At 53.9% G+C, this 12193-nt stretch carries 7 protein-coding genes, 1 tRNA gene and 3 rRNA genes; 6 read left to right on the plus strand and 5 right to left on the minus strand.

Annotation, left to right across the window (positions count from 1 at the left end; all coding sequences use genetic code 11):
* Nucleotides 1–6: 6 nt before the first annotated feature.
* The 5 genes from rrf to gmhB all read right to left on the minus strand — a co-directional run bounded on the left by rrf (nt 7) and on the right by gmhB (nt 6351).
* Nucleotides 7–122: ribosomal RNA gene (gene rrf / locus K7R23_RS00005) — 5S ribosomal RNA — on the minus strand.
* Nucleotides 123–321: 199 nt separating this feature from the next.
* Nucleotides 322–3308 (minus strand): 23S ribosomal RNA (locus K7R23_RS00010).
* Nucleotides 3309–3625: 317 nt separating this feature from the next.
* A tRNA-Glu gene (locus K7R23_RS00015) sits at nt 3626–3701 on the minus strand.
* A 171-nt stretch (nt 3702–3872) separates the two neighbouring features.
* Nucleotides 3873–5414, minus strand: a 16S ribosomal RNA gene (locus tag K7R23_RS00020).
* Together the 16S, 23S and 5S rRNA genes with 1 tRNA gene alongside form the textbook arrangement of a ribosomal RNA operon.
* Before the next feature lie 370 nt (nt 5415–5784).
* Nucleotides 5785–6351: a D-glycero-beta-D-manno-heptose 1,7-bisphosphate 7-phosphatase gene (gmhB, locus tag K7R23_RS00025; RefSeq protein WP_012904588.1), complete on the minus strand. Its 567-nt coding sequence runs from the start codon at nt 6349–6351 to the stop codon at nt 5785–5787.
* Nucleotides 6352–6542: 191 nt separating this feature from the next.
* On the opposite strand from gmhB, the gene metN reads away from it, so the two are divergent.
* The 6 genes from metN (at nt 6543) to proS (ending at nt 12132) form a co-directional block, all read left to right on the plus strand.
* On the plus strand, nt 6543–7574 hold the full coding sequence (gene metN, locus K7R23_RS00030) for a methionine ABC transporter ATP-binding protein MetN (protein ID WP_012904587.1): 1032 nt from the start codon (nt 6543–6545) through the stop codon (nt 7572–7574).
* Entirely contained in the window at nt 7567–8220 is a 654-nt protein-coding gene (locus K7R23_RS00035; protein ID WP_012904586.1) for a methionine ABC transporter permease MetI, read from the plus strand. The genes metN and K7R23_RS00035 overlap by 8 nt, the downstream gene beginning before the upstream one ends.
* A gap of 41 nt (nt 8221–8261) precedes the next feature.
* Nucleotides 8262–9077: a methionine ABC transporter substrate-binding lipoprotein MetQ gene (gene metQ / locus K7R23_RS00040; RefSeq protein WP_012904585.1), complete on the plus strand. Its 816-nt coding sequence runs from the start codon at nt 8262–8264 to the stop codon at nt 9075–9077.
* Nucleotides 9078–9194: 117 nt separating this feature from the next.
* Complete coding sequence (gene rcsF / locus K7R23_RS00045; RefSeq protein WP_012904584.1) at nt 9195–9599, plus strand: Rcs stress response system protein RcsF; 405 nt, start codon at nt 9195–9197, stop codon at nt 9597–9599.
* Nucleotides 9596–10303, plus strand: a complete 708-nt coding sequence (gene tsaA, locus K7R23_RS00050) for a tRNA (N6-threonylcarbamoyladenosine(37)-N6)-methyltransferase TrmO (protein ID WP_012904583.1) — start codon at nt 9596–9598, stop codon at nt 10301–10303. Before rcsF ends, tsaA begins: the two co-directional genes overlap by 4 nt.
* Nucleotides 10304–10413: 110 nt before the next feature.
* Nucleotides 10414–12132, plus strand: a complete 1719-nt coding sequence (gene proS / locus K7R23_RS00055) for a proline--tRNA ligase (RefSeq protein ID WP_012904582.1) — start codon at nt 10414–10416, stop codon at nt 12130–12132.
* Nucleotides 12133–12193: the final 61 nt, after the last annotated feature.

Here is a 12193-nt window from a genome sequence, read left to right on the forward strand (position 1 = left end):
TTTGATGCCTGGCAGTTCCCTACTCTCGCATGGGGAGCCCCCACACTACCATCGGCGCTACGGCGTTTCACTTCTGAGTTCGGCATGGGGTCAGGTGGGACCACCGCGCTACGGCCGCCAGGCAAATTCCTTGTGCTCTGTACGCAATACTTTATCGCATCAGCGGCGTTGCCTGCGTTCGCCCGCAGCAGTCACATACTCCTGTATGCTCCTGCTGACGTGCATCACTTGCCGCCTTGCTGCTGCGCAAACTATTGCGTACTTAACTCTGAATCAATGCTGAAAATCTTCTCTCAACCGCCAAAACATCTTCGGCGTTGTAAGGTTAAGCCTCACGGTTCATTAGTACCGGTTAGCTCAACGCATCGCTGCGCTTACACACCCGGCCTATCAACGTCGTCGTCTTCAACGTTCCTTCAGGAGACTCAAGGTCTCAGGGAGAACTCATCTCGGGGCAAGTTTCGTGCTTAGATGCTTTCAGCACTTATCTCTTCCGCATTTAGCTACCGGGCAGTGCCATTGGCATGACAACCCGAACACCAGTGATGCGTCCACTCCGGTCCTCTCGTACTAGGAGCAGCCCCCCTCAGTTCTCCAGCGCCCACGGCAGATAGGGACCGAACTGTCTCACGACGTTCTAAACCCAGCTCGCGTACCACTTTAAATGGCGAACAGCCATACCCTTGGGACCTACTTCAGCCCCAGGATGTGATGAGCCGACATCGAGGTGCCAAACACCGCCGTCGATATGAACTCTTGGGCGGTATCAGCCTGTTATCCCCGGAGTACCTTTTATCCGTTGAGCGATGGCCCTTCCATTCAGAACCACCGGATCACTATGACCTGCTTTCGCACCTGCTCGCGCCGTCACGCTCGCAGTCAAGCTGGCTTATGCCATTGCACTAACCTCCTGATGTCCGACCAAGATTAGCCAACCTTCGTGCTCCTCCGTTACTCTTTAGGAGGAGACCGCCCCAGTCAAACTACCCACCAGACACTGTCCGCAACCCCGATAAGGGGCCAACGTTAGAACACCAGCCATTAAAGGGTGGTATTTCAAGGACGGCTCCGTGCAGACTGGCGTCCGCACTTCAAAGCCTCCCACCTATCCTGCACATCAAGGACCAGTGTTCAGTGTCAAGCTATAGTAAAGGTTCACGGGGTCTTTCCGTCTTGCCGCGGGTACACTGCATCTTCACAGCGAGTTCAATTTCACTGAGTCTCGGGTGGAGACAGCCTGGCCATCATTACGCCATTCGTGCAGGTCGGAACTTACCCGACAAGGAATTTCGCTACCTTAGGACCGTTATAGTTACGGCCGCCGTTTACCGGGGCTTCGATCAAGAGCTTCTCCGCGAGGATAACCCCATCAATTAACCTTCCGGCACCGGGCAGGCGTCACACCGTATACGTCCACTTTCGTGTTTGCACAGTGCTGTGTTTTTAATAAACAGTTGCAGCCAGCTGGTATCTTCGACTGGTTTCAGCTCCGTGAGCAAGTCACTTCACCTACGCGCCAGCGTGCCTTCTCCCGAAGTTACGGCACCATTTTGCCTAGTTCCTTCACCCGAGTTCTCTCAAGCGCCTTGGTATTCTCTACCTGACCACCTGTGTCGGTTTGGGGTACGATTTGATGTTACCTGATGCTTAGAGGCTTTTCCTGGAAGCAGGGCATTTGTCACTTCAGCACCGTAGTGCCTCGTCATCACGCCTCAGTGTTAAAGTGAACCGGATTTACCTGGAACACACACCTGCACGCTTAAACCGGGACAACCGTCGCCCGGCCGACATAGCCTTCTCCGTCCCCCCTTCGCAGTAACACCAAGTACAGGAATATTAACCTGTTTCCCATCGACTACGCCTTTCGGCCTCGCCTTAGGGGTCGACTCACCCTGCCCCGATTAACGTTGGACAGGAACCCTTGGTCTTCCGGCGAGCGGGCTTTTCATCCGCTTTATCGTTACTTATGTCAGCATTCGCACTTCTGATACCTCCAGCATGCCTCACGGCACACCTTCAACGGCTTACAGAACGCTCCCCTACCCAACGAACGTATCCTTAAACCGACTCGACTTTGTATACGCTTTGACGTCGCTTCGCTCCGTCAATCGTAAGACGCTGAATCGCTTTAAGTGATACGTTCGCTGCCGCAGCTTCGGTGCATGGTTTAGCCCCGTTACATCTTCCGCGCAGGCCGACTCGACCAGTGAGCTATTACGCTTTCTTTAAATGATGGCTGCTTCTAAGCCAACATCCTGGCTGTCTGAGCCTTCCCACATCGTTTCCCACTTAACCATGACTTTGGGACCTTAGCTGGCGGTCTGGGTTGTTTCCCTCTTCACGACGGACGTTAGCACCCGCCGTGTGTCTCCCGTGATAACATTCTCCGGTATTCGCAGTTTGCATCGGGTTGGTAAGCCGGGATGGCCCCCTAGCCGAAACAGTGCTCTACCCCCGGAGATGAATTCACGAGGCGCTACCTAAATAGCTTTCGGGGAGAACCAGCTATCTCCCGGTTTGATTGGCCTTTCACCCCCAGCCACAGGTCATCCGCTAATTTTTCAACATTAGTCGGTTCGGTCCTCCAGTTAGTGTTACCCAACCTTCAACCTGCCCATGGCTAGATCACCGGGTTTCGGGTCTATACCCTGCAACTTAACGCCCAATTAAGACTCGGTTTCCCTCCGGCTCCCCTATTCGGTTAACCTTGCTACAGAATATAAGTCGCTGACCCATTATACAAAAGGTACGCAGTCACCCCATAAAGAGGCTCCCACTGCTTGTACGTACACGGTTTCAGGTTCTTTTTCACTCCCCTCGCCGGGGTTCTTTTCGCCTTTCCCTCACGGTACTGGTTCACTATCGGTCAGTCAGGAGTATTTAGCCTTGGAGGATGGTCCCCCCATATTCAGACAGGATACCACGTGTCCCGCCCTACTCATCGAGCTCACAGCCTGTGCGTTTTCGTGTACGGGACTTTCACCCTGTACCGTGCGACTTTCCAGACGCTTCCACTAACACACAAGCTGATTCAGGCTCTGGGCTCCTCCCCGTTCGCTCGCCGCTACTGGGGGAATCTCGGTTGATTTCTTTTCCTCGGGGTACTTAGATGTTTCAGTTCCCCCGGTTCGCCTCGTTAACCTATGTATTCAGTTAACGATGATGCACCGTGGTGCACCGGGTTTCCCCATTCGGACATCGCCGGGTCAAAGGTTCATATCACCTCGCCGGCGCTTTTCGCAGATTAGCACGTCCTTCATCGCCTCTGACTGCCAGGGCATCCACCGTGTACGCTTGTTCGCTTAACCTCACAACCCGAAGATGTCTTTCTCTGTCCGGTTCGTTGCGCATCGTGAATACTGCGTTGTTCCGTACTCGCGATGCTCATGGACACTGAGTCCACTGCGCTCGCTGCGTGCGGTACGCCTTGTCTTCACTTCGCTCACGTCACCTTTTACAGTTGTCTTCATGATTGCGAAATTGAGAGACTCACGAACAACTCTCGTTGTTCTGTGTTTCAATTTTCAGCTTGATCCAGATTTTTAAAGAGCAAATATCTCAAACATCACCCGAAGATGAGTTTTGAGATACGGTTGGCAACGCCTTTCACACATTGGCCTGCAAGTGGCGTCCCCTAGGGGATTCGAACCCCTGTTACCGCCGTGAAAGGGCGGTGTCCTGGGCCTCTAGACGAAGGGGACACGAAAATTGCTTATCACGCGCTGCGTGATATTTTCGTGTAGGGTGAGCTTTCATTAATAGAAAGCGAGCGGCCTTATTTCATTCAGCCTCACTCCCAACGCGTAAACGCCTTGCTTCTTTACTTTCATCAGACAATCTGTGTGGACACTACAAAGGCAGGTTCTTTAAGGTAAGGAGGTGATCCAACCGCAGGTTCCCCTACGGTTACCTTGTTACGACTTCACCCCAGTCATGAATCACAAAGTGGTAAGCGCCCTCCCGGAGGTTAAGCTACCTACTTCTTTTGCAACCCACTCCCATGGTGTGACGGGCGGTGTGTACAAGGCCCGGGAACGTATTCACCGTGGCATTCTGATCCACGATTACTAGCGATTCCGACTTCATGGAGTCGAGTTGCAGACTCCAATCCGGACTACGACATACTTTATGAGGTCCGCTTGCTCTCGCGAGGTCGCTTCTCTTTGTATATGCCATTGTAGCACGTGTGTAGCCCTGGTCGTAAGGGCCATGATGACTTGACGTCATCCCCACCTTCCTCCAGTTTATCACTGGCAGTCTCCTTTGAGTTCCCGGCCGGACCGCTGGCAACAAAGGATAAGGGTTGCGCTCGTTGCGGGACTTAACCCAACATTTCACAACACGAGCTGACGACAGCCATGCAGCACCTGTCTCAGAGTTCCCGAAGGCACCAATCCATCTCTGGAAAGTTCTCTGGATGTCAAGACCAGGTAAGGTTCTTCGCGTTGCATCGAATTAAACCACATGCTCCACCGCTTGTGCGGGCCCCCGTCAATTCATTTGAGTTTTAACCTTGCGGCCGTACTCCCCAGGCGGTCTACTTAACGCGTTAGCTCCGGAAGCCACGCCTCAGGGGCACAACCTCCAAGTAGACATCGTTTACGGCGTGGACTACCAGGGTATCTAATCCTGTTTGCTCCCCACGCTTTCGCACCTGAGCGTCAGTCTTCGTCCAGGGGGCCGCCTTCGCCACCGGTATTCCTCCAGATCTCTACGCATTTCACCGCTACACCTGGAATTCCCCCCCCCTCTACGAGACTCAAGCCTGCCAGTTTCGAATGCAGTTCCCAGGTTGAGCCCGGGGATTTCACATCCGACTTGACAGACCGCCTGCGTGCGCTTTACGCCCAGTAATTCCGATTAACGCTTGCACCCTCCGTATTACCGCGGCTGCTGGCACGGAGTTAGCCGGTGCTTCTTCTGCGGGTAACGTCAATGACTGCGGTTATTAACCACAATCCCTTCCTCCCCGCTGAAAGTACTTTACAACCCGAAGGCCTTCTTCATACACGCGGCATGGCTGCATCAGGCTTGCGCCCATTGTGCAATATTCCCCACTGCTGCCTCCCGTAGGAGTCTGGACCGTGTCTCAGTTCCAGTGTGGCTGGTCATCCTCTCAGACCAGCTAGGGATCGTCGCCTTGGTGAGCCGTTACCTCACCAACAAGCTAATCCCATCTGGGCACATCCGGTGGCAAGAGGCCCGAAGGTCCCCCTCTTTGGTCTTGCGACGTTATGCGGTATTAGCTACCGTTTCCAGTAGTTATCCCCCTCCACCGGGCAGTTTCCCAGACATTACTCACCCGTCCGCCACTCGTCAGCAAAGCAGCAAGCTGCTTCCTGTTACCGTTCGACTTGCATGTGTTAGGCCTGCCGCCAGCGTTCAATCTGAGCCATGATCAAACTCTTCAATTTAAGTTTGATGCTCGTGAATTAAACTTCGTAATGAATTACGTGTTCACTCAGAGACTTGGTATTCATTTTTCGTCTTGCGACGTCAAGAATCCATGTCACTTTGAGTGCCCACACAGATTGTCTGATAAATTGTTAAAGAGCAGTTGCAACGCGGCTTTCAGCTCGCCGTTGCGAGGTGGCGTATATTACGCTTTCCTCTTTCAGAGTCAACCCTGAATTTCAGGATTTTTCTCTTCATCGCCACCGGCGTTTTTCTGTGAAGTGATTCACATCCGCCGTGTCGATGGAGGCGCATTATAGGGGGTCATCTCAGGAAGACAAGCGGAAAAATGCAGATTTATTTCAATCGCTCACCTTTTAACCGCAACGCTTACTTTTGCTGCTTTTTTATCGCCGCTGGCAGCTCTGCCAGACTACTTATTACCCAGTCGGCGGCATTTTCTGCTTCCGCCGTGACAGGCTTGCCGGTGCGTACCAGTACTTTCGTTCCGACTCCTGCCGCCTCAGCGGCCTGCATATCTTCTAATTTATCGCCCACCATATAAGAGGCAGCCATATCAATGTGCAGGAAATCGCGCGCGGAGATAAGCATACCGGGATGCGGTTTACGGCAGTCGCAAACCTGACGGTACTCTTCCACGCTTCCCTGCGGGTGGTGCGGACAATAATAGATGCCGTCGAGATCGACATCGCGATCCGCCAGCGACCAGTCCATCCATTCCGTCAGCGTCTCAAACTGCGCCTCGGTAAATTTGCCGCGCGCAATGCCTGACTGGTTGGTCACCACCACCAGCGCAAAGCCCATTGTTTTCAGTTCGCGCATGGCGTCAATGACGCCTTCAATAAATTCAAAATCATCGATTTCATGTACGTAGCCGTGATCGACATTAATCGTGCCGTCACGGTCGAGAAAAATTGCGGGTACCGACTTTGCCACCTTTTATAGCTCCTTACATAAGGCATGTGGCGCTAGTATCGCATGTTTCGGCAGGCAAGAAAGTGCTCATCGCAGAAAGGCTGATTGATTTAGACGTCTGGATGCCTTAACATCCATTTTGTTGACGGCTTTTAACCGCTTCAGACAGACGAAAATGCCACGGCTAACTCAATTACGATAATAAATGATCAATGATTAAACTTTCGAATATCACCAAAGTGTTCCAGCAAGGGACCCGCACCATTCAAGCGTTGAATAATGTCAGCCTGCATGTCCCCGCCGGACAGATTTATGGTGTGATCGGCGCATCAGGCGCCGGTAAAAGTACGCTTATCCGCTGTGTAAACCTGCTGGAACGCCCGACGGAAGGCAGCGTACTGGTAGATGGCCAGGAGCTGACCACGCTTTCAGAAGCGGAACTGACCAAAGCGCGCCGTCAGATCGGCATGATTTTCCAGCATTTTAACCTGCTGTCATCGCGTACCGTTTTTGGCAATGTGGCGCTGCCGCTGGAGCTTGATAACACGCCGAAAGAGGAGAGCAAGCGTCGCGTCACGGAGCTGCTGGATCTGGTTGGTCTGGGTGATAAGCACGACAGCTATCCGGCTAATCTCTCCGGCGGCCAGAAACAGCGCGTGGCGATCGCCCGCGCGTTAGCCAGCCAGCCGAAGGTGCTGCTGTGTGATGAAGCCACCAGCGCGCTGGACCCGGCCACTACCCGCTCCATTCTTGAGCTGCTCAAGGACATTAACCGTCGCCTCGGCCTGACGATTCTGCTGATCACCCACGAAATGGACGTGGTGAAACGTATTTGCGATTGCGTGGCGGTAATCAGCAACGGTGAGTTAATTGAGCAGGACACCGTCAGCGAAGTCTTTTCCCATCCGAAAACGCCGCTGGCGCAGAAATTTATTCAGTCCACGCTGCATCTGGATATTCCGGAAGATTATCTGCAACGCCTGAAAGTCGAACCCGCAGCAGGCAGCGTACCGATGCTGCGTATGGAATTTACCGGCCAGTCGGTTGACGCGCCGCTGCTTTCAGAAACCGCGCGCCGTTTCAACGTCAATAACAACATCATCAGCGCGCAGATGGATTACGCAGGCGGCGTGAAGTTTGGCATCATGCTGACCGAAATGCACGGCACGCAACAAGAAACGCAGGCTGCAATTGCCTGGCTGCAGGAACACCATGTAAAAGTAGAGGTACTGGGTTATGTCTGAACCGATGATGTGGCTGCTGGTTCGTGGCGTCTGGGAAACGCTGGCGATGACCTTTGTATCGGGTTTCTTTGGCTTTGTGATCGGTTTGCCGGTGGGCGTGCTGCTGTACGTGACGCGCCCGGGGCAAATCATTGAAAACGCAAAACTCTACCGCATTCTTTCGGCGGTAGTGAATATTTTCCGTTCTATTCCGTTCATTATCCTGCTGGTCTGGATGATTCCATTCACCAGGGTGATTGTGGGCACATCCATCGGTTTGCAGGCCGCTATTGTGCCGCTGACCGTCGGCGCGGCGCCGTTCATCGCCCGTATGGTGGAAAACGCGCTGCTGGAAATCCCTGTCGGTCTGATTGAAGCCTCCCGCGCGATGGGCGCTACCCCGCTGCAAATCGTACGCAAGGTTCTGCTGCCGGAAGCGCTGCCTGGGCTGGTGAATGCGGCAACCATTACGCTGATTACCCTGGTGGGCTATTCCGCGATGGGCGGCGCCGTCGGCGCCGGTGGTCTTGGGCAGATCGGCTATCAGTACGGTTACATCGGCTACAATGCTACCGTGATGAATACGGTACTGGTATTACTCGTCGTTCTGGTTTATTTAATTCAGTTCACAGGCGATCGTATCGTCCGTTCAGTGACGCACAAGTAACGTTAACCACACAACACCAATAATCTATTAAGGAAATAAGCATGGCGTTCAAATTCAAAACCTTTGCGGCAGTGGGTGCCCTGATTGGTTCTCTGGCACTTGTGGGCTGCGGTCAGGATGAAAAAGATCCGAACCACATCAAAGTGGGCGTTATCGTTGGTTCTGAACAGCAGGTAGCCGAGGTGGCCCAGAAAGTCGCAAAAGAAAAATACGGTCTGGACGTCGAACTGGTGACGTTCAATGACTACGTGCTGCCTAATGAAGCGCTGAGCAAAGGCGACATTGACGCGAACGCCTTCCAGCATAAACCTTATCTGGATCAGCAGATTAAAGATCGCGGTTACAAGTTAGTCGCCGCAGGCAATACCTTTGTCTATCCGATTGCCGGCTACTCTAAGAAAATTAAGTCGCTGGACGAACTGCAGCCAGGCGCTCAGGTCGCCGTGCCGAATGACCCGACTAACCTGGGCCGCTCCCTGCTGCTACTGCAGAAGGTGGGCTTAATCAAGCTGAAAGATGGCGTGGGTCTGCTGCCGACCTCGCTGGATATTGCAGAGAACCCGAAAAATCTGAAAATCGTTGAACTTGAAGCGCCGCAGCTGCCGCGTTCCCTTGACGATGCGCAGATAGCGCTGGCGGTGATTAATACCACCTATGCCAGCCAGATCAACCTGACTCCGGCGAAAGACGGTATCTTTGTGGAAGACAAAGACTCCCCGTACGTTAACCTGATCGTGACCCGCGAAGATAACAAAGACGCTGAAAACGTGAAAAAATTCGTTCAGGCCTACCAGTCTGATGAAGTCTACGAAGCAGCGAACAAAGTCTTTAACGGCGGAGCGGTGAAAGGCTGGTAATTTTTAGGCGCTTTCCTCAAATTGTAATATCATTCAGACGGGCGCTTGCCCGTCTTGTCATTTATGCAAGCTCCTGATTCAATATCTGACATTTAGATCATTCATTGAGGAAATATTATGCGTGCTTTACCGATCTGTTTGTTGGCACTCGTGCTGAGTGGCTGTTCCATGCTAAGCAGATCCCCTGTTGAAACTGTTAAAAGCACTCCAACTCCACCTAAAGCGGTGCCGGAAAAACCGAAAGCGCCGCGTGTCGCCCCCGTCAGAATTTATACCAATGCTGAAGCGCTGGTTGGCAAGCCCTTCCGCGATCTTGGCGAGGTGAGCGGCGAATCATGCCAGGCCACCAACCAGGACTCTCCGCCGAACATCCCGACAGCACGTAAGCGTATGCAGATTAACGCGTCAAAAATGAAAGCTAACGCCGTCCTGCTGCACAGCTGCGAAGTGACCAGCGGTACGCCGGGCTGCTACCGTCAGGCTGTCTGCATTGGCTCTGCGCTCAACATTTCGGCTAAATGAGTCACTTTCAGTTTGAGCAAATCGGAGTCATTCGCTCACCTTATAAAGAAAAGTTCGCCGTCCCCCGCCAGCCAGGTCTGGTAAAAAGCGCTCGCGGCGAGCTGCATCTGCTGCCGCCCTACAATCAGGCCGACGCCGTGCGCGGCCTGGACGCCTTCAGCCATCTGTGGGTGCTGTTTATTTTCCATCAAACGATGGAAGGCGGATGGCGCCCCACCGTGCGCCCGCCCCGGCTGGGCGGCAATGCGCGCATGGGCATTTTCGCAACGCGCTCGACGTTCCGGCCAAACCCGGTCGGTATGTCGCTGGTAGAACTTAACGCTATTGTTTGCCAGAAGGATAAGGTCATTCTGAAGCTCGGTAGCCTGGATCTGGTCGACGGCACGCCGGTTATCGACATTAAGCCTTACCTGCCCTTTGCCGAGTCGCTGCCGGAAGCCAGCGCCAGCTACGCGCAGCATGCGCCGCTGGCTGAAATGTCGGTAAGTTTTACCGACGAGATTGAGCGGCAGCTCCCCGTGCTGGAAAAACGTTATCCGCAGCTGAAAACGTTTATTTGCGAAGTGCTGGCGCAGGACCCGCGCCCCGCTTACCGTAAAGGGGAAGAAACGGGCAAAACGTATGCGGTATGGCTGCATGATTTCAACGTGCGCTGGCGCGTAACGGACGCCGGTTTCGAAGTCTTTGCGCTTGAACCCCGCTAAATTCACGCCCTTCTCTTTTGGCAACCCGTTCTCGCTGGTAAACTAAATCACTTTTTTTGTGTCAGGCTCGCGTTGAGCCTGTTCGATCGTTCAACTGGAACCGTAACAACATGCGTACTAGCCAATACCTGCTCTCCACCCTGAAGGAGACACCTGCCGACGCCGAGGTCATCAGCCACCAGCTGATGCTGCGCGCCGGGATGATCCGCAAGCTCGCCTCCGGGTTATACACCTGGCTGCCGACCGGCCTGCGCGTCCTGAAAAAAGTCGAAAACATCGTGCGTGAAGAGATGAATAACGCCGGTGCGATCGAGGTGTCGATGCCAGTGGTGCAGCCTGCCGATCTGTGGCAAGAGAGTGGTCGTTGGGAACAGTACGGTCCGGAACTGCTGCGTTTTGTTGACCGTGGCGAGCGTCCGTTCGTACTCGGCCCAACCCACGAAGAAGTGATCACCGATCTGGTTCGTAACGAACTCAGCTCCTACAAACAGCTGCCGCTGAACTTCTTCCAGATCCAGACCAAATTTCGTGACGAAGTGCGCCCGCGTTTTGGCGTCATGCGCTCCCGCGAATTCCTGATGAAAGACGCTTACTCATTCCATACTTCTCAGGAATCGTTGCAGGAAACCTACGACGCCATGTATGCGGCGTACAGCAAAATCTTCACCCGTATCGGTCTGGAATTCCGGGCGGTGCAGGCTGACACTGGCTCCATCGGCGGTAGCGCCTCTCATGAGTTCCAGGTGCTGGCGCAGAGCGGTGAAGACGATATTATTTTCTCTGACACCTCCGATTACGCCGCCAACATTGAACTGGCGGAAGCCGTTGCGCCGAAAGCGCCGCGCGCCGCCGCTACGCAGGAAATGACGCTGGTTGATACGCCTGATGCGAAAACCATTGCCGAGCTGGTTGAACAGTACAATCTGCCGATCGAAAACACTGTCAAAACGCTGCTGGTGAAAGCCGCTGAAGGCAGCAGCAGCCCGCTGGTCGCCCTGCTGGTTCGTGGCGATCATGAGCTGAATGAAGTGAAAGCGGAAAAACTGCCGCAGGTGGCAAGCCCGCTGACTTTCGCAACCGAGGCGGAAATTCGCGCCGTTGTTAACGCAGGTCCGGGTTCGCTGGGTCCTGTGAACATGCCGGTTCCGGTCATTATTGATCGTACCGTTGCCGCAATGAGCGATTTCGCTGCGGGCGCGAACGTTGATGGCAAACACTACTTCGGCATCAACTGGGATCGCGACGTCGCGACGCCGATCGTTGCCGACATCCGTAACGTGGTGGCGGGCGATCCAAGCCCGGACGGTCAGGGTACGCTGCTGATCAAGCGCGGTATCGAAGTCGGTCACATTTTCCAGCTGGGCACCAAGTACTCTGAAGCGCTGAAAGCCGCGGTTCAGGGGGAAGATGGCCGCAACCAGATCCTGACGATGGGTTGCTACGGCATTGGGGTGACACGCGTGGTTGCCGCCGCTATTGAGCAGAATTACGACGAACGCGGCATCGTCTGGCCGGATGCTATCGCGCCGTTCCAGGTGGCGATTCTGCCGATGAATATGCACAAGTCCTACCGTGTACAGGAGCTGGCTGAGAAGCTGTACGCTGAACTGCGCGCCCAGGGCATTGAAGTGCTGCTGGACGATCGTAAAGAGCGTCCGGGCGTGATGTTCGCTGATATGGAGCTGATCGGTATTCCACACACCATCGTGCTGGGCGATCGCAACCTCGATAACGATGACATAGAATACAAGTACCGTCGCAACGGCGAAAAACAGCTGATCAAAACCGGTGATATCGTTAGCTTCCTGGTGAACGCCAACAAAGGCTGATCCCGCCTGATGCTGTGATTATTCCCGGTTACCGGCAGATAAGTCATAAGAAAAAACCCGC

It is taken from the genome of Citrobacter rodentium NBRC 105723 = DSM 16636 (genome assembly GCF_021278985.1).
GTDB classification, from domain to species: Bacteria; Pseudomonadota; Gammaproteobacteria; order Enterobacterales; family Enterobacteriaceae; genus Citrobacter_A; species Citrobacter_A rodentium.